Raw genomic sequence first — 15,743 nt, forward strand, 5'->3', positions numbered from 1 at the left:
GGTCACTCGCCCCAGCACTTCGTCGCGGCGTCGTCGGCCGTGATGCTGTCGAGGCCGTCGACGGGGGTGTCGGTGACGAGCGCGGATCCGGTGTCGAAGAAGTCGAGCCCGGCGCTGGTGGCGGGCTTCGTGCCGTCCTTCGCGAGCTGCGCGATGGCCTCGACGCCGAGCTGCGCCATCTTCACCGGGTACTGCTGGGCGGTGGCGCCGATGACGCCCTCCTTGACGTTCTTCACGCCCGCGCAGCCGCCGTCGACCGAGACGAGGACGACGTCCTTCTCCTTGCCGGCCGCCTGGAGCGCCTGGTACGCGCCGAACGCGGCCGGCTCGTTGATCGTGTAGACGACGTTGATGTCGGGGTCCTTCGACAGCAGCGTCTCCATCGCCGTGCGGCCGCCGTCCTCGGCGCCCTGCGTGGCCTCGTTGCCGACGATCTCGTAGGAGCCGCCGCTGTAGTCGCCGGTCTTCGCCTCGTCGCCGTTCTTCGCCTTGTCGGCCACGTCGATGCCCATGCCCGTGAGGAAGCCCTGGTCGCGGTTGTAGTCGACCGAGATGGCCTTGTCGTCGTACAGGTCGAGGAGGGCGATGGTGGCCTTCTTGCCGCCGAGCTGCGCGGCCGCCCACTTGCCGATGGACTCGCCCGCGGCGAAGTTGTCGGTGGCGAAGGTGATGTCGACCGAGTCGGCCGGGTCGGGCGCCGTGTCGAGCGCGATGACGAAGAGGCCGGCGTCGCGGGCCTTCTGGATCGCGTCGAGGACCGACGGGCCGTTGATCGTGATGAGGATGCCCTTGTCGCCCTTCGAGATGGCGTTCTCGATGGCCTGGATCTGGCTGTCCTCGTCGCCGTCCGCCTTGCCGGCGGCGAGCGTGAGGTCGATGCCGTCCTTCGCCGCGGCGTCCTTCGCGCCGTCCTCCATCGCGACGAAGAAGGGGTTCGTGGTCGTCTTCACGATGAGGGAGACGCCGACGTCGCCGGAGCCGCCGGATCCGGAGCCGCCGCTCGAGCTGGAGCAGCCGGCGAGCCCGCCCGCGGCGATGAGGGCCGCCGAGCCGAGGGCGATGGTGCGCACGAGACGCGGGGATCGGTTCGTCATTGATGGATCCTGTCCTTCGGGTGGGAGCGCACTCCCGACAACGTTGTCAAGGAGAGGTCTATCGGGTGCGACCCGCTATGGTCAACCCATTGCGCAGAGAGCGAGACTCATTCGTGACACCGTTGTCATCCCCGCCCGGATCGTCGTCGGGCGCGCGCCGCCCCACGATGAAGCACGTGGCCCGGCTGGCAGGCGTGGGCCTCAAGACCGTGTCGCGGGTCGTCAACGGCGAGGCGAACGTCTCCGCGGAGCTCACCGCGCGGGTGCGGGCGGCGGTCGAGCAGCTGCAGTACCAGCCGGATCTGCACGCCGGGAACCTGCGCCGCGCCGACCGGCGCACCAACACGCTCGGCCTCCTCGTCGGCAGCGTGGCCAACCCGTTCTCCGGCGCCGTGCACCGGGCGGTCGAGGAGGTGGCGAAGGAGCGCCGCGTCGCCGTGTTCGCCTCGAGCCTCGACGACGACCCCGAGCGGGAGCGCTCCTCCGTCGACGCCTTCCTCGCCCGCCGGGTCGACGGCCTCATCCTCACCACCATCGCGCCCAGCCAGGCCTACCTCGGCGTCGCGGCGTCGCGCGGCACGCCGCTCGTGTTCGTCGACCGCGTGCCCGCGGGGCTGGAGGCGGACGCGATCATCGTCGACAACGCGGCCGGCGTCTCCCGCGCCGTGGCGCACCTCGCCGACCAGGGCCACCGCCGCATCGCCTTCCTCGGCGACCGGCCGGAGATCTTCACGGCCCGGGAGCGCGAGCGCGGCTTCGTCGAGGAGATGCAGCGCCGCGGGCTGCCCGTGCCGCCCGGGCTCGTGCTCGACGGCGCGTACGACGAGCGCGTGGCCGAGGCGCTCGCCGAGCGCCTGCTCGCCCTGCCCGAGCCGCCGACGGCGATCGTCAGCGGGCAGAACCTCATCACCATCGGCGTCATCACGGCGCTCCGGCGGCACGGCGCCCACCGCCGCATCGCGCTCGTCGGGTTCGACGACCTGCCGATGGCCGAGCTGCTGGATCCGGCGGTCACGGTGATCGCGCAGGACCCGTCGGGCATCGGCCACGCCGCCGCCGCGCGCGTCTTCGCCCGGCTCGACGGCGACGTCGGCCCCGCGCAGACCGTCGTCGTCCCCACCACGCTCATCGTCCGAGGCTCAGGAGAGGTCCCCCACCATGCATGACCAGCCCATCGTCGTCGTCGGCGACGCCCTGATCGACCTCATCCGCGAGGACGGCGAGGAGACCGCGTTCGTCGGCGGCGCGGCCCTCAACGTCGCCGTCGGGCTCGCCATCCTCGGGCACCGCGTGCAGCTCGTCGCGATGGTCGGCGACGACGCCCACGGCGACCGCATCCGGGCCGATCTCGACGGGCACGGGGTCGAGCTCCTCGCCACCGCGGGCCCGTCGGGCACCTCCGTCGCGGTCAGCGAGAGGGAGGACGGCGAGCCGCGGTACTCCTTCAACGAGGCCGCGTGGAACCGGCGCGTGCGCATCGGCCAGGCGGAGCGGGCGGCGCTCGACGCGGCGTCGCTCGTGGTCGTCAGCTGCTTCCCCTACGACGACCACGCGCAGGCCGACGAGCTGCTGGCCGCCGTGCGGGATCCGCGCGAGCGCCTCCTCGTCGACCCGAACCCCCGCGCCGGCATGCTCCACGACGCCGCCCGGTTCCGCGCCGGCTTCGCGCGCGCGGCCGCCGGGTCGCTGCTCGTGAAGATCGGCGACGACGACACGGAGCTGCTCGGTCTGGGCGCGCTCGCCGACGCCCGCGCGCAGCTGCACGACGCGGGGAGCCGCCTCGTGCTCGCCACCGAGGGCGCGCGCGGCGCGTCCGTGCAGCTCGAGGGCGGCGAGGTCGTGGCGGCGGGCATCGCGCCGGATCCGCGTCCCATCGTCGACACCATGGGCGCCGGGGACGCGTGCCTCGCCGCCGCGGCCGACGCCATCGCGCGGCGGGGTGCGCCCGCCACGCCCGCGGAGGGCGAGGCGATGCTGCGCACCTGCATGGCGATCGCCGCGGCCACCTGCCGCGAGCACGGCGCGCTGCTGCGCCTGCCGACCGCCTGAGGGGGGGGCGCAGGGCGGAGGGTACCGCCGCGCGGCGCTGTCCGATCCGGCTCCCGCGTGCGGCGTAGCCTTCTATGCGTACGAATCGAACCAGCCGCCGCACGGCCCTGCCCTCGGCGGCCGTGCCTGAGCAGGCCGACGCCGTCGTCCGTGACGGATCCTCCCCCGACGAGCCTCCATCGCGGACGGCGGATGGGCCCTGCCGGGCACGACGAGACAGACGAGGAGATCCATCGTGAGCGAAGCACGAACCCTGATCATCGGCGGCACCGGCACGGTCGGCTCGGCCGTCATCGCCGAGGCCCTCCGCCGCGGCATGACCGGACTGCGGGTCCTCAGCCGCGACGCGACGCGGCTCGCCGACCTCCCCGACGGCGTCGAAGGGGTGGTCGGCGATCTCGGCGACCCCTACGACGCGGAGCCGGCGTTCGACGGCGTCGAGCAGGTCTTCCTGGCCCTGACCGGGACGCGCACCGAGCTGTACGAGACGACCGTGGCCGTGAACCACGCCGTGGCTGCGGGGGTGCGCCGGATCGTCTACCTGTCGGTCCAGGACCTCGAGCGGGCGCCGCAGGTGCCGCACAACTCCGCGAAGCTCGCGGTGGAGTCCCTCCTCGAGCACAGCGGCGTCGAGGCCTGCTTCCTGCGGGTCAACAACTTCTTCCAGAACGACGCCTGGTACCTCGACGCGATCCGCGCCGGCGTGTACCCGCAGCCCCTCGGCGTGACGGGCGTCTCCCGGGTTGACGTCCGCGACATCGCGGAGGTCGCGGTGAGCGCGCTGACCCCCGCGACGGAGCTCGCCGGACCGATCGACGTGGCCGGCCCGGCCGCGTGGACCGGGGAGGCGACGGCCGCGGCCCTGTCCGAGGCCCTGGGCACGACGGTGACGTACGGGGGAGACGACCTGGTGGCCTGGCGCGACGCGTCCTCGGCCACCATGCCGTCCTGGCTCGTGTACGACTACGAGCGCATGTACTCCGGCTTCCAGCGGGACGGCCTCGTCGCCGGTCCCGAGGTCATCGCGCGTCTCACCGCGATCCTCGGGCACGCGCCGCGCTCCTATGAGGACTTCGTGCGCGAGGTGCTGGTGCCCGCGCTGTAGGGCGGTGGCGCCCGATCCGCCGCCGCCGCCGGCTCAGCGGGCGAGCGCGAGGGCCAGCGCGGCCACGCCCGCGCACGCGGTGAGCGCCGCCACGAGCGCGGGGAGCGCGCCGCCGGGGAGCGCGGTGGTGCCGGGGCCCGCGGATGCCGACGTGAGGATCCGGTGCACCTGCCGGTAGCGGAGGTGCGCGGCCACGAGCACCCCGAGCGCGAGCACCACCCCGGCCGCGGCGACGACCAGGCCGGCCGCGCCGAGGAGCGCCGGGAGCACGCGCAGCCCGAGGAGGGATCCGACGACGAGCGCCAGCGCCGTGCGCCGCCACGCGAGGGCCGTGCGCTCGGGCTGGAGGCCGGGGTCGGAGGGGCGGCCGGTCGGATCCGGGGCGCTCACGCCGTCAGCACGCCCAGCAGCACGAGCAGCCCCGCCGCGACCACGGCGATCCCGAGCGGCAGCGACAGCGCCGCCGACGGCAGCGGGCGGTCCATCCGCAGGGCGCGCTCGGTGCGCATCCAGCCGATCCACGCCTGGGCCGGCGCGGCGATGCCGGTGACGATCAGCACGATCGAGGCCGCCAGCCGGAACCCCGGCTGCAGCCCGAGCCCCAGTGCCTCGAGCGCGACGCCGCCCGCGATGAGGGCGAGCGAGGTGCGGATCCACGCGAGGAACGTGCGTTCGTTCGCGAGCGTGAAGCGCACGTCGGGCTCGGCGCCCTCGCGGTAGACGCTCCGCGGGAAGCGGCGGTCGCTCGGCGGGAAGCGGCGGTCGGGGTCGGTCATGCGGCGGGGGTCGCGGAGCGAGGGGCCGGGGCGCGCGAGGGCATGCCGCCATTCTGCCGATCCGCGACGACGGCCGCGCCGATCCGCGCCCGGTGCCGCCGCTCGATCGCCTGGCCCGCGTACGACGCGGCGACGATGAGCGCCGCGCCGCCCGCGCCGATCGGCCCGATCGCCTCGCCCGCGACCACCACGCCCACCAGCAGCGCCCACACCGGTTCGGTGCCCATGAGGATGCTCGCGCGCGACGCCGACGTGCGCCGCACGGCCCAGAGCTGCACCGCGAACGCGAACAGCGAGCACAGCACCCCGAGGAAGAGGACGCCCGCCCAGCCCCGGGCGTCGAGCGCCGTGGCCGCCGCGGGCAGGTCGCCACCCGCCATCGCGGAGAAGAGGGCCGCGCACACGGCCATCTGCACGAGGACCACGCCGAGGGATCCCTCGCTGCGCCCGCGCGTGAGGTGCCCGCTCGCGGTGACGTGCACGGCCCGCACGACCGCCGCGGCGATCACCAGCCCGTCGCCCGGCGTCGGCGCGCGGAGGCCGCCCTCGGAGACGAGCAGCGCGACGCCGACCACGGCCGCGACGGCCGCCACGAAGTACGACCGCGGGAGCCACGACCGCGACGCGACGCCCTCGAGCACGGGCGTCATCACGAGCGCCAGGCTGATGAGGAGGCCCGCGTTGGTCGCGCTCGTCAGGTGCACGCCCCACGTCTCCAGCCCGATGACCGCGGCCTGCGAGCAGCCGAGCGCCGCCGCGATGAGGAGGCCGCGGCCCCGCGGCAGCCGCTCGCGCCGGGCCAGGCAGACCATCCCGGTCGCGACGGCGGCGACGAGGAAGCGCAGCGCGACGGCCGCCGGCACGCCCGTCTCCGCCGCGAGGTCCTTGGCCGCGAGGAAGCTCGCGCCCCACACCGCCGCGACGGCCAGGAGCAGCAGGTCGACGACGGGCTCGGGGCGGGTGCGGGGTGCCATGCCCCCACTGTCCGGCAGACGACCCGGAAGATCGACGGGCATCGTCTTCATCGATGCGTTAGCGCGCGCTGATGCGTTAGACAGGGCTCATGGATCCCGCCCGCCTCCGCCTCCTGCGGGAGCTCGGCGACCGGGGCAGCGTCGCGGCCGTCGCGGTCGCGATGCACGTGAGCGCATCCGCCGTCTCGCAGCAGCTCGCCGCGCTGCAGGCCGGCGTCGCGGTGCCGCTGACCACCCGGCGCGGACGGCGGCTCGTGCTCACCGAGGCCGGGGAGGCGCTCGCCGCGGCGTCGGTCCGCGTGGACGAGGCGCTCGCCGCCGCCCGGGACGCCGTCGGGTCGTTCCTCGCGCACGATGCCCGCGCCGTCCGCGTGTCCGCGTTCCACAGCGCCGGGCTCGCGTTCTTCGGGCCGCTGCTCGCGGAGCTGGCGGGGTCGGAGGCCGGCTCGGGGGGATCCGGCACGAGCGTCGCGCTCGCCGACGCCGACGTGGCGCAGGGCGACTTCGCCGGCCTCACCGCGGATCACGACCTCGTCGTCGCGCACCGCCTCCCGCACGATGCGCCGTGGCCGACCGCCCGGCTCGTGGTCGTGCCGCTCCTGGTGGAGCCGCTCGACGTCGCGCTGCACGCCGGGCACCCGCTCGCGTCGTCCGCGGGCATCACGCCGGACCAGCTCCGCGACGAGCGCTGGATCTCCACCCACGCCGGGTTCCCGCTCGCGGGCGTGCTCGACCACCTCGGCGCGCTCATCGGGCAGGCGCCGCGCATCGTCCACCGCGTCAACGAGTTCTCGGTGGCGGCGCAGATCGTGCGGGCCGGCGACGCGATCGCGGTGATGCCCCGCACGACCGGTGCCCCGCTCGCGGTCGACGGGATGGTGCTGCGGCCGGTCGTCGGCGCGCGGCTCGTGCGGCACGTCGACGTGCTCGCCCGGCCGGACGCGCTCGCGCAGGCGCCCGTCCGCGTGGTGCTGGCGGCGCTGCGGCGGGTGGCGGATGCCGCGGCCGACGCCGCCGAGCGGGCCGCCGCGAGCTGACGCGGCCCGCCGCTCGTCAGCCCCCGATCCCCTCCAGCTCCGCGAGCGCATCCTCGGGCAACCGGATCCGCGCCCCCGCCACGTTCTCGCGCAGGTGCTCCACCGACGACGTGCCCGCGATGACCAGCACGTTCGGCGACCGCTGCAGGAGCCAGGCGAGCGCGACGGGCAGCGGCGCGGATCCGAGGTCGGCGGCCACGCGCGCCAGCGTCTCCGACTGCAGCGGCGAGAACCCGCCGAGCGGGAAGTACGGCACGTACGCGATGCCGTCGGCGGCCAGCTCGTCGATCAGCGCGTCGTCGTCGCGGCGCGCGAGGTTGTAGTGGTTCTGCACGCTCACGATCGGCGCGATCCCGCGGGCCTCGGCGACCTGCGCGGGCGTCACGTTGCTCACGCCGAGGTGCCGGATCAGCCCCTCCCGCTGCAGCTCGGCCAGGGCCGTGAACGGCTCCTCGAGGGATCCGTCTGTCGGGCTGTCGAACGCGCCGACGCGGAGGTTCACGACGTCGAGCACGTCGAGCGTCAGGTGCGTGAGGTTGTCGTAGACGGCCTGGCGGAGCTCGGCCGCGGAGAGCGCCTGCGGCCAGCGGCCCTTCTCGTCGCGCAGGGATCCGACCTTGGTCACGATGTGCAGGCGCTCCGGATACGGGAAGAGCGCCTCCTCGATGAGCGCGTTCGTGTGGCCGGGGCCGTAGAAGTCGGCCGTGTCGATGTGCGTGATCCCGAGCGCGACGGCCTCGCGCAGCACGGCGCGGGCGGCCTCCGGATCCGCGGGCGGCCCGAACACGCGCGGCCCCGCGAGCTGCATGGCGCCGTAGCCGAAGCGCGTGACGGTGAGGTCGTGGGCGAGCGGGAACAGCCCTCCGGGCAGGTCGGTGGACATGGCGATCCTCTCGGGTGGCGCGGCGGGCGGCGTGCGCCCACTCTCCCGCGGCGACGGCGTGCGCGACGGCACTCGCAGGAGCCCGTGAGCGGATCCGCCCGCGCTCGCCCTAGGAGCCGGCGGCCGATCCCGCCCCCGGCGCCGCCTGCGCCGGCGGGTGCGCGCGCCTGGTCGCCAGCACGCGCGAGAACACGAGCACGAGGAGACCGGCCGCCGGGATGAAGATCAGGCCGAACCGCAGCGACGACGCGTCCGCGATGGCGCCGACCACGGGCGGCGAGACGAGGAAGCCGAGCCGAAGCAGCCAGCCGACGATCGTGAGGCCAGTGCCGGGCTTGAACCCGGGGAGCTCGTCGGCGGCCTGCATCGCGGCCGGGATGAGGGTCGCGACGCCGAAGCCCGCGACGCCGAAGCCGATGATGGTGCCGACCACGCCCGGGAACGCGAGCGCCCCGCCCATGCCGACGAGCACGAGGACGCCGCCGAGGCGGGCGACGGCGCGCTGGCCGAAGCGGTCGACCATGCGGTCGCCGAGCATCCGGCCGATGAACTGCATGCCCTGCAGGGAGATGAAGCCGAGGCCGGCGACGAAGGCCGACGCGCCGAGGTCGCGCGAGAGGTAGATGGCCGACCAGGTGCTGCCCGCGTCCTCGACGATGGCGCCGCCGGACGCGATGATCACGAGCGCGAGCAGTACGCCGTACTTCGCGACGAGGCCGAGCGCGCGCGGGGAGGCGCCGCGCGCGACGCCGCCCTCGGGATCCGGCGCGTGCGCGTGGGCGGCGCCTCCCTCGCCGGGCTCCGGCTCCGGACCCGTCAGGAGCCACAGCAGCGACAGCAGGGCCAGCGCGCTGAACAGCACGGCCGAGATGGAGAGGTGCACGATGAGCGGCAGCCCGATCTGCGCGGCGGCCGCGCCCATCAGCCCGCCGGCGACCGCGCCGATCGACCAGACCGCGTGGAACGAGTTGATGATCGACCGCCCGTACAGCCGCTGCACCCGGAGCGCGTGCGAGTTCTGCGCGACGTCGGTGATCGAGTCCATGGCGCCCGCGAGGAACAGCGCCATCGCGAGCACGAGCCAGCCGGGCGCGAGGCCGGCCAGCAGGATCCCGATGGAGGCCACCACGGTCGCGGCGACCGCCACGCGCGCCGACCGGTACCGGCGGATGAGCACGCCCGCGGCGAGCCCGGCGATGAGCGCGCCGAGCGGGGAGGCGGCGACCGCGGCGCCGAACTCGACGTTGGTCAGCCCGAGCTCCGCCTTGATGGACGGGTAGCGCGGCAGCAGGTTCGCGAAGATCGCGCCGTTCGTGAAGAAGAGGATGCCGACCGCGACGCGCGCGCGGCGCACCTCGCGGGTCGGGGCGGACGTGCGCGACAGCGTCGGCGCGGACGGGGAGGGCATCGTCGGTCTCTCTCTGGCCGGGTGGCGCGGGCGGCGGTGGCGCCGTGGCGCGGGCGGGCGGCGCCGATTCCCCGGCTGCCGGATCCAGCCTAGGGTCGGCGCGACGCCAGCGGCGACGTGTCCTCGGTGATGTCCATCACGAGGTCCATCAGCGGCACGAGCCGGGCGCTCACCTCGTGGCCGAGCTCGGTGAGCCGGTAGTCGACCCGCGGCGGGATCGTGGGCTGCGCCTCGCGGATCACGAGCCCGTCGTCGGCGAGCGTGCGCAGCGTGGAGGCGAGCATCTTCTCGCTGATGCCCTCGACCTCGCGTCGCAGCTCGCCCCAGCGGCGCGACCGCTCGCCGAGCGCGAGGAGCACGAGCACGCCCCACTTGCTCGTGATGTGGTCGAGCAGCGTGCGCGACGGGCAGTTCGCGGGGTAGCGGCCCTCGGTCACGCCGGGTCGGTCGCGGCTCACCCGGAAGCTCATCTGCGTCACATCCCACAACTTACCAGAAGGTGGGTACCCCTCTGTGGGAAGGTACTCGGCGACGGAGTCGTTGACCCCGGCGTACCGCTCCTCTCGACTCGAAAGGCACCCCCATGACCATCGTCGTCACCGCCGCCACCGGCCGCCTCGGATCGCGCATCGTCGCGTCCCTCCTCGCCCGCGGCGCCGCCGCCTCCGACGTGCTCGCCACCGCGCGCCGCCCCGAGGCCCTCGCCGACCTCGCCGCGCAGGGCGTCCGCACCGCGCGCCTCGAGTACACGGACGCCGAGAGCGTCGCCGCCGCCATCCAGCCCGGCGACACCCTCGTGCTCGTCTCCGGCAGCGAGGTCGGCCAGCGCGTGCCGCAGCACACCACCGTCATCGAGGCCGCGAAGGCCGCGGGCGTCGGCCGGATCCTCTACACGAGCGTCCTCCGGGCCTCCACCACCGAGCTCTTCATCGCGGGCGAGCACAAGGCCACGGAGGAGGTGCTCGCCGCCTCGGGCGTGCCCGTCACGCTGCTCCGCAACGGCTGGTACACCGAGAACTACGCGGGCACGGTCGACACCGTGAAGCAGACGGGCGCGCTCCTCACCAGCGCGGGCGACGGCCGCGTCGCCAGCGCCACCATCGCCGACTTCGCCGAGGCCACCGCGGTCGCGGCCCTCGACGACTCGCTCGCCGGGCAGACCCTCGAGCTCGCGGGCGACGAGCGCTGGACCCAGGACGACCTCGCCCAGGCGATCTCCGGCATCCTCGGCCAGCCCGTCCCCGTGTCGCAGGTCTCGAGCGAGGAGCACGCGCGGATCCTCGGCGGCGCCGGCCTCGACGAGGGCACCGTCGGCTTCGTCGTGGGCCTCGACGCCGCCACCGCCGCCGGCCAGCTCGACGACGAGACGGGCGACCTCGCGCGCCTGCTCGGGCGTCCCACCACGTCGCTCGCCGACGGCCTCCGCCAGGCGGTCGCGGGCGCCTGACCCGCCCGGATCCGCACCCGACGCGGATCCGCACGCCACGACGGCCCGTCCCCTCGCGGGGGCGGGCCGTCGTCGTGTCGCGCTGTCGTGGGGAGCCGGATCAGCCCACCGCGTAGTCGACCCAGGTCGCGCCCTGGACGGTGCCGGACACGGTCTGCGGGGTGCCGAGCTGGCCGTCGTTCATGCACGTCGTCGTCGTGCCCGACCACGAGATGTCCTCGAATCCGTACGTGGCGGTGAGCGTCCCTCCGGCGGGCACGTCGACCGGTCCGAGCGTGGAGCCGGCGGACCATGAGGCGGACTCGGTCGCGGTCGCGCTGACCTGCAACGTGATGGCGCCCATCAGAGGCCCGATCGATGCGCCGGCCGACACCGTGGACCCGCGCGTCACGTCGGCGGACACGGTCGCGGAGAGCGGGCCGCCGGTGGTGGCGGTGGAGGTCTGCGACCCGGCGACCACGCGGTTCGACGAGTCCTTGGTGAGCGTGGTCGAGACGGTACCCGGCTCGCATTCGGTCGGGGCGGCGTTCGCGGCGGTCGGGACGGCGAGGCCCACGGCGATGAGTGCGGCGGTGGCCCCGACGGATCCGAGGCGGCGAGCGGTGCTGCGGGTGATGGTCATGCGGATCGTCCTCCTGTAGGGGCTCCAGCGGGGCCCGGTCATCGGTTCGATGTGCTGGACCCATCCCGCTCCGGGTCCCTGGGTGCCCGGTGGGAAGCCTCCGCATCCGCTGGGAGGACGCGCGGACGCCGATGGAGTCGATCCGCGCGGTGCCGCGCGTCGACGCCGGGTCGGCGCACGACGATTGGGGCGCTGCCGGTTGCGCGATCCGGATCGACGCGCCAGGGTGCGCCCACGATCGTGCCGGCGGTCAGCCCAGCGCGTCCCGCATGCGCCGGATCTCGTCAGGGCCGACCCGGCAGCACCCGCCCACGAGGCTCGCGCCCGCCCGGATCCACGCGTCGACGGCCGGCAGCGCCGGGTCACCGCCCCAGGCGCGCGCGACCGCGTCCCAGCGCTCGCCGGAGTTCGGGTAGACGACGACCGGCCGGTCGGTGGCGTTCCGGGCGGCGGCGATCGCGGCCGGCACCTCCTCGGGGTGCGCGCAGTTGATCCCCACGGCCACGACCTCGTCGGCCTCATCCGCGAGCCGGAACCCCTCGGCCATCGGCTCGCCCGAGCGCAGCCGCCCGCCCGCGACCGTGAACGCGAGCCAGGCGGACGCGCCCGAGCCGCGCGCGAGATCCACCAGCGCGCGGCCCTCGTCGAGGCTCGGGATGGTCTCGCAGGCGAGGAGGTCGGCGCCGGCGTCGGCGAGCACGGCGAAGCGCGGGGCGTGCCAGCGGCGGAGCTCGCCGCGCGTCAGGCCGGTGGATCCCGCGTACTCGGAGCCGTCGCCGAGCGTCGCGCCGTACGGGCCGACGGACGCGGCGATCCACCGGTCGCGGCCCGCGCCGGGGGCGTCCGCCCGCGCGACCTCGTCCCTCGCCTCGGCCGCGAGCCGCACGCTCGCCCGCAGCAGCGCCTCCGTCTCCGCCGTTCCCAGCCCCCGCGCCGCGAAGGCCGCGAACCCCACCTGGTACGACGCCGTGATCGCGACGTCCGCGCCCGCGCGGAAGAACTCGGCGTGCGCCGCCCGCACCGCGTCGGGCTCGTCGGCCAGCACGCGCGCGCTCCACAGCGGATCCGAGAGGTCGTGCCCGCGCGCCTCCAGCAGCGTGCCGAGGCCGCCGTCGAGCACCAGCGGGCGGTCGGGGAGGGGGAGCGGCCGGGTCATGCGCACATCCTGCCGGAGCGGGCGGCCGGATCCGCGGTCCGCGACGCCCCGCGACATCCGCCGTCCGTCGCGCCCGCGGCGGCTCGCCGAGCCCGCCGGTCCCGGTACCGTGGACGCGACGGTGGGAGTCCCGATGAAGGATGACGACGACGTCGACCTGGTGATCGACGCGTGGGGCGCGGCCATGCCCGACGTCGACTTCGCGCCGCTCGACGTGGTGTCGAGGCTGCGGCGCCTGCTGCCGCAGATGCAGCGGATCCGCGAGGGCGCGTTCGCCGCCGAGGGCCTCACCACGAGCGAGTTCGAGTTCCTCTCCGTCCTCCGCCAGCAGGGCGACGCGGGCCTCACGCGCGCCGGGCTCGCCGAGCGCCTCGGCACCGACACGGGCAGCCTCGTGCACCGGGTCAACCGGCTTACCGCGCGCTCCTTCATCACGCGCGAGGAGGATCCGGCCGGCGGCCGCAGCCGGCTCGTGGTGCTCACGCCGTTCGGCATCGAGCGCGTCGACCGGGCCATGCGCCGCCTCGTCGCCGACGAGGACGAGGTGCTCGCCGACCTCAGCCGCGCGCAGATCGCGACGCTCATCGACAGCCTGCGCGTCATCGCGCGCACCACCGAGCGGGTCCGCGCGCGCCGCTCGTCCTGATCCGGTCCCGCGGTTGGGCGCGTCGCGCCGCCCGGAGCACGATGGAGGGATGGCCGACACCGATCGCACCCCGCCCGCCGTCCTCTTCGACATCGACGAGACCCTCATCCACACGGGCGGGTCCGGCGCCCGCAGCTGGGCGATGGCGTTCCGCGACCTGCACGACGTGGAGGCCGACATCGGCGAGCACTCGTCGGCGGGGGAGACGGATCCGCAGGTCGGCGCCGCGACCTTCCGCGGCGTGATGGGCCGGGATCCGCAGCCCGCCGAGCTCGCCCGCCTCTACGCCTCCTACCTCCGCCATCTCGCCGACGACATCCGCGTCTCCGATGGCTACCGCGTGCTCGACGGCGCCGAGGCGCTGCTCGACCGGCTCGCCGACGCGGGCGTGATCCTCGGCGTCGTCTCCGGCGCGATGGAGGGCGCGGCCCGCACGAAGATGGAACCCGCGCGGCTCGGCCGGTTCTTCGTGTTCGGCGCGTACGGATCCGACTCGCCCGACCGCGTCGACGTCGTGCGCCGGGCGATCGCGACGGCCGGCACCCTGCGCGGTGCCGCGCCCGCGCGCGACGAGGTGCTCGTCGTCGGCGACACCCCGAACGACATCACCTCGGCGCACGACGCGGGCGCGACCGCGGTCGGCGTCGCGAGCGGCCACTATTCCGCGGATGAGCTGCGCGGCGCGGGCGCGGATCTCGTGCTGGAGTCCCTCGAGGATCCGGCGCTGGAGCGGCTGCTCGGGCTCTGAGTCGCGTATCCCCAAGAGGATTGCGTGATTCACGACCACAACTGCGGTAGGGTTATGCGCAACCGAAGGAGATCTCATGGCTGACGCGCTGATCAAGGAGCCCACGCCCGATCCGAACGTGGAGTCGCGTCTCGCACGACTCGGCCTCTCCATCGCACTCATCCACGATGCCTTGCGGCCTGCCCTCGATCACGCGCGAAATCGATCCGCGTTGGCCACCAAGTCGGCAAAGGGCAGTGACCTCTACCAAGATTCGTTCGAGAACTTGGCACAACGTTTGGTCCTCCTGGGCTGGAGCCCCCATGAGGTCGACGGGCAACCGCGGCTCGTCCATTCCGACGGTCGCCTGGCCCTCACCGTGTCTTCGGCCACCAACGTCGCGAGCGCCGACCCGCGGGTGCAGCCACGTACGAGGAAGAAGGGGCCAGCGACTGCGCGTGCGGTTGGCGCTCCTGCTCCCCAGTCGGCGTTGGACCTTCCAGAGTTCCGTTCGGAAGCTGGAGCGAGGGGTGACGCGGCGGACGCTCCCTTGTGGTTCGTCCTCCATGAGCTAGTCGATCAGGGGCTGAACATCGCGGTCGCCAAGCCCTCGGGGCTGGACTCCTCCGGTGCCGTGGTGGCCTGGGAGGAGCGGATCCCGCTGCCCTCGTTGATGGACGATGAGGACTTCTCCGTCTTCCCGCTCGACGACGGCGACGGGGATGCGGCTGCATTCGATGTACCCGTCACGCCTCGCTCCTGAAACCGGACCCGATCCCGTCTTGTTCGATTCATCACGCCTTAAGCTCGCCCGCCAGCGGTTGGGATGGACACTCACGCAGCTGTCCATGGAGAGCGGCGTTTCGCCAAGGTCACTCTCCAACTACGAGAACGACAAGGGGCAGGAGCCGTCCCCCGAGACGGTGGGCAAGCTGGCGAGCGCCTTGATGCTTCCCGCCTCGTTCCTCACCCGAGAGCCGGTCGACGTCCTCCGTGTGGAAGCGGTCAGCTTCAGGAAGCTGAGCAGGACGAGTGCTGCGAAACGTGACGCGGTGCTGGCCTCAGCGACTATCGCACTCGACTTCTTCTCATTCGTCGAAGAGACCCTGACCTTGCCGGCCCCAGATCTGCCCACGTACGACAAGCACGAACCCGAGCAGGCTGCGGAGCTCCTTCGCCGCAGATGGGCTCTCGGGGACAAGCCGATCTCGAACATTCTGCATCTCCTCGAGGCGAAGGGCGTGCGCGTGGTCGGGCTCTCGCATGATCTCGTCGAGATCGACGCGTTCTCGTTCGTTCGCGACGGTGTTCCCGTGGCCGTCGTGAACACCTTCAAGTCCGGCGAGCGCCAGCGGTTCGACCTCGCTCATGAGCTGGGACATCTCGTGTTGCACGATGAGCGGGAGATGACCCCTGCGGATTCGAAGGAGCGCGAGGCGGAGGCCAACCGCTTTGCAGCGGCCTTCCTGATGCCCAGATCAGGAATCCTGGCCCAGGACATGCGCGGCGCGAGCGTCAACCGCATCCTCCGTGCTCGAGCGTCGTGGAAGGTCTCGGCGATGGCGATGACTCATCGTCTCCGCGATCTCGATCTGATCGGAGATTGGCAGTACCGCTCCACGTGCATTGCGCTGTCCGACGCGGGATACCGCTCAGGCGAGCCCGACGGGATGATCCCCGAGACCTCCCTGTTGCTCCGCAAGGTCCTATTCGGGGACAACAAGGTCCAGGTGTCGAAGGCGGCGGAGCGCATCGGTGTCACGTCCCGCGACATCAATCAGTTCCTCCGAGGTTTGGTTCCGACCGTCGCCTGAGGGCA

General features: G+C 73.9%; 18 protein-coding genes. 9 read left to right on the top strand and 9 right to left on the bottom strand.

What is annotated here, in order from left to right; translation table 11 throughout:
* Nucleotides 1–2: 2 nt before the first annotated feature.
* On the bottom strand, nucleotides 3–1,094 hold the full coding sequence (locus ITJ44_RS08340) for a substrate-binding domain-containing protein (protein WP_194634514.1): 1,092 nt from the start codon (nucleotides 1,092–1,094) through the stop codon (nucleotides 3–5).
* Between the two features lie 113 nt (nucleotides 1,095–1,207).
* Between ITJ44_RS08340 and ITJ44_RS08345 the strand changes: the two genes are divergently transcribed.
* The 3 genes from ITJ44_RS08345 (at nucleotide 1,208) to ITJ44_RS08355 (ending at nucleotide 4,248) form a co-directional block, all read left to right on the top strand.
* Nucleotides 1,208–2,260 carry a LacI family DNA-binding transcriptional regulator gene (locus tag ITJ44_RS08345; RefSeq protein WP_194634516.1) on the top strand — a complete coding sequence of 351 codons (1,053 nt, stop codon included), beginning with the start codon at nucleotides 1,208–1,210 and terminating at the stop codon, nucleotides 2,258–2,260.
* Nucleotides 2,253–3,143 carry a carbohydrate kinase family protein gene (locus ITJ44_RS08350; RefSeq protein ID WP_194634518.1) on the top strand — a complete coding sequence of 297 codons (891 nt, stop codon included), beginning with the start codon at nucleotides 2,253–2,255 and terminating at the stop codon, nucleotides 3,141–3,143. The genes ITJ44_RS08345 and ITJ44_RS08350 overlap by 8 nt, the downstream gene beginning before the upstream one ends.
* A gap of 235 nt (nucleotides 3,144–3,378) precedes the next feature.
* A complete protein-coding gene (locus tag ITJ44_RS08355; RefSeq protein WP_194634520.1) occupies nucleotides 3,379–4,248 on the top strand; it encodes an NAD(P)H-binding protein in 870 nt (289 codons plus the stop codon).
* Between the two features lie 33 nt (nucleotides 4,249–4,281).
* Here ITJ44_RS08355 and ITJ44_RS08360 read toward each other — a convergent pair whose 3' ends face one another.
* The 3 genes from ITJ44_RS08360 to ITJ44_RS08370 are packed head-to-tail and all read right to left on the bottom strand — an operon-like array spanning nucleotide 4,282 to nucleotide 5,998.
* Complete coding sequence (locus ITJ44_RS08360) at nucleotides 4,282–4,638, bottom strand: DUF202 domain-containing protein (protein WP_194634522.1); 357 nt, start codon at nucleotides 4,636–4,638, stop codon at nucleotides 4,282–4,284.
* Complete coding sequence (locus ITJ44_RS08365; RefSeq protein WP_194634524.1) at nucleotides 4,635–5,024, bottom strand: YidH family protein; 390 nt, start codon at nucleotides 5,022–5,024, stop codon at nucleotides 4,635–4,637. The genes ITJ44_RS08360 and ITJ44_RS08365 overlap by 4 nt, the downstream gene beginning before the upstream one ends.
* Nucleotides 5,021–5,998 carry a DMT family transporter gene (locus tag ITJ44_RS08370; protein ID WP_194634526.1) on the bottom strand — a complete coding sequence of 326 codons (978 nt, stop codon included), beginning with the start codon at nucleotides 5,996–5,998 and terminating at the stop codon, nucleotides 5,021–5,023. The genes ITJ44_RS08365 and ITJ44_RS08370 overlap by 4 nt, the downstream gene beginning before the upstream one ends.
* An 89-nt stretch (nucleotides 5,999–6,087) precedes the next feature.
* Here ITJ44_RS08370 and ITJ44_RS08375 point away from each other — a divergent pair, with 89 nt between their 5' ends.
* Nucleotides 6,088–7,035, top strand: a complete 948-nt coding sequence (locus ITJ44_RS08375; protein ID WP_194634528.1) for a LysR family transcriptional regulator — start codon at nucleotides 6,088–6,090, stop codon at nucleotides 7,033–7,035.
* 16 nt (nucleotides 7,036–7,051) lie between these two features.
* On the opposite strand, the gene ITJ44_RS08380 is transcribed toward ITJ44_RS08375, so the two are convergent.
* The 3 genes from ITJ44_RS08380 to ITJ44_RS08390 form a co-directional block, all read right to left on the bottom strand.
* The gene (locus ITJ44_RS08380) at nucleotides 7,052–7,918 is read right to left on the bottom strand and encodes an aldo/keto reductase family oxidoreductase (RefSeq protein WP_194634530.1); all 867 of its coding nucleotides are present in this window, start codon (nucleotides 7,916–7,918) and stop codon (nucleotides 7,052–7,054) included.
* A gap of 109 nt (nucleotides 7,919–8,027) precedes the next feature.
* On the bottom strand, nucleotides 8,028–9,326 hold the full coding sequence (locus tag ITJ44_RS08385; protein ID WP_194634532.1) for an MFS transporter: 1,299 nt from the start codon (nucleotides 9,324–9,326) through the stop codon (nucleotides 8,028–8,030).
* Nucleotides 9,327–9,415: 89 nt separating this feature from the next.
* A complete protein-coding gene (locus tag ITJ44_RS08390; RefSeq protein WP_194635036.1) occupies nucleotides 9,416–9,796 on the bottom strand; it encodes a helix-turn-helix domain-containing protein in 381 nt (126 codons plus the stop codon).
* Between the two features lie 113 nt (nucleotides 9,797–9,909).
* Here ITJ44_RS08390 and ITJ44_RS08395 point away from each other — a divergent pair, with 113 nt between their 5' ends.
* Complete coding sequence (locus ITJ44_RS08395) at nucleotides 9,910–10,773, top strand: SDR family oxidoreductase (protein ID WP_194634534.1); 864 nt, start codon at nucleotides 9,910–9,912, stop codon at nucleotides 10,771–10,773.
* A gap of 100 nt (nucleotides 10,774–10,873) precedes the next feature.
* Here the strand turns inward: ITJ44_RS08395 and ITJ44_RS08400 are convergent, their stop codons facing one another.
* Together ITJ44_RS08400 and mmuM are read right to left on the bottom strand one after the other, a co-directional pair.
* Nucleotides 10,874–11,395 carry a hypothetical protein gene (locus ITJ44_RS08400; protein WP_194634536.1) on the bottom strand — a complete coding sequence of 174 codons (522 nt, stop codon included), beginning with the start codon at nucleotides 11,393–11,395 and terminating at the stop codon, nucleotides 10,874–10,876.
* A 250-nt stretch (nucleotides 11,396–11,645) separates the two neighbouring features.
* Nucleotides 11,646–12,551, bottom strand: a complete 906-nt coding sequence (gene mmuM, locus ITJ44_RS08405; RefSeq protein WP_194634538.1) for a homocysteine S-methyltransferase — start codon at nucleotides 12,549–12,551, stop codon at nucleotides 11,646–11,648.
* A 133-nt stretch (nucleotides 12,552–12,684) separates the two neighbouring features.
* Between mmuM and ITJ44_RS08410 the strand changes: the two genes are divergently transcribed.
* The 4 genes from ITJ44_RS08410 (at nucleotide 12,685) to ITJ44_RS08425 (ending at nucleotide 15,738) form a co-directional block, all read left to right on the top strand.
* Nucleotides 12,685–13,197 (top strand): MarR family winged helix-turn-helix transcriptional regulator, encoded by a 513-nt coding sequence (locus ITJ44_RS08410; protein ID WP_194634540.1) that lies wholly within the window; start codon nucleotides 12,685–12,687, stop codon nucleotides 13,195–13,197.
* Between the two features lie 49 nt (nucleotides 13,198–13,246).
* Nucleotides 13,247–13,945, top strand: a complete 699-nt coding sequence (locus ITJ44_RS08415; RefSeq protein WP_194634542.1) for an HAD family hydrolase — start codon at nucleotides 13,247–13,249, stop codon at nucleotides 13,943–13,945.
* A gap of 76 nt (nucleotides 13,946–14,021) precedes the next feature.
* Nucleotides 14,022–14,687 (top strand): hypothetical protein, encoded by a 666-nt coding sequence (locus ITJ44_RS08420; protein ID WP_194634544.1) that lies wholly within the window; start codon nucleotides 14,022–14,024, stop codon nucleotides 14,685–14,687.
* A gap of 19 nt (nucleotides 14,688–14,706) precedes the next feature.
* Nucleotides 14,707–15,738, top strand: coding sequence for an ImmA/IrrE family metallo-endopeptidase (locus ITJ44_RS08425; RefSeq protein ID WP_194634546.1), 1,032 nt, complete (start codon nucleotides 14,707–14,709; stop codon nucleotides 15,736–15,738).
* The last annotated feature ends 5 nt before the right edge of the window (nucleotides 15,739–15,743 follow it).

The organism is Clavibacter sp. VKM Ac-2873 (genome assembly GCF_015351075.1).
Classification (GTDB): Bacteria; Actinomycetota; Actinomycetes; order Actinomycetales; family Microbacteriaceae; genus Clavibacter.

Bases quoted from the DNA above. Each gene is read 5' to 3' on its own strand.
- ITJ44_RS08375 (WP_194634528.1), top strand. From the start codon at position 6,088: ATGGATCCCGCCCGCCTCCGCCTCCTGCGGGAGCTCGGCGACCGGGGC.
- ITJ44_RS08415 (WP_194634542.1), top strand. From the start codon at position 13,247: ATGGCCGACACCGATCGCACCCCGCCCGCCGTCCTCTTCGACATCGAC.
- ITJ44_RS08420 (WP_194634544.1), top strand. From the start codon at position 14,022: ATGGCTGACGCGCTGATCAAGGAGCCCACGCCCGATCCGAACGTGGAG.
- ITJ44_RS08400 (WP_194634536.1), bottom strand. From the start codon at position 11,395: ATGACCATCACCCGCAGCACCGCTCGCCGCCTCGGATCCGTCGGGGCC.
- ITJ44_RS08395 (WP_194634534.1), top strand. From the start codon at position 9,910: ATGACCATCGTCGTCACCGCCGCCACCGGCCGCCTCGGATCGCGCATC.
- ITJ44_RS08370 (WP_194634526.1), bottom strand. From the start codon at position 5,998: ATGGCACCCCGCACCCGCCCCGAGCCCGTCGTCGACCTGCTGCTCCTG.
- mmuM (WP_194634538.1), bottom strand. From the start codon at position 12,551: ATGACCCGGCCGCTCCCCCTCCCCGACCGCCCGCTGGTGCTCGACGGC.
- ITJ44_RS08340 (WP_194634514.1), bottom strand. From the start codon at position 1,094: ATGACGAACCGATCCCCGCGTCTCGTGCGCACCATCGCCCTCGGCTCG.
- ITJ44_RS08350 (WP_194634518.1), top strand. From the start codon at position 2,253: ATGCATGACCAGCCCATCGTCGTCGTCGGCGACGCCCTGATCGACCTC.
- ITJ44_RS08410 (WP_194634540.1), top strand. From the start codon at position 12,685: ATGAAGGATGACGACGACGTCGACCTGGTGATCGACGCGTGGGGCGCG.
- ITJ44_RS08385 (WP_194634532.1), bottom strand. From the start codon at position 9,326: ATGCCCTCCCCGTCCGCGCCGACGCTGTCGCGCACGTCCGCCCCGACC.
- ITJ44_RS08365 (WP_194634524.1), bottom strand. From the start codon at position 5,024: ATGACCGACCCCGACCGCCGCTTCCCGCCGAGCGACCGCCGCTTCCCG.
- ITJ44_RS08380 (WP_194634530.1), bottom strand. From the start codon at position 7,918: ATGTCCACCGACCTGCCCGGAGGGCTGTTCCCGCTCGCCCACGACCTC.
- ITJ44_RS08390 (WP_194635036.1), bottom strand. From the start codon at position 9,796: ATGAGCTTCCGGGTGAGCCGCGACCGACCCGGCGTGACCGAGGGCCGC.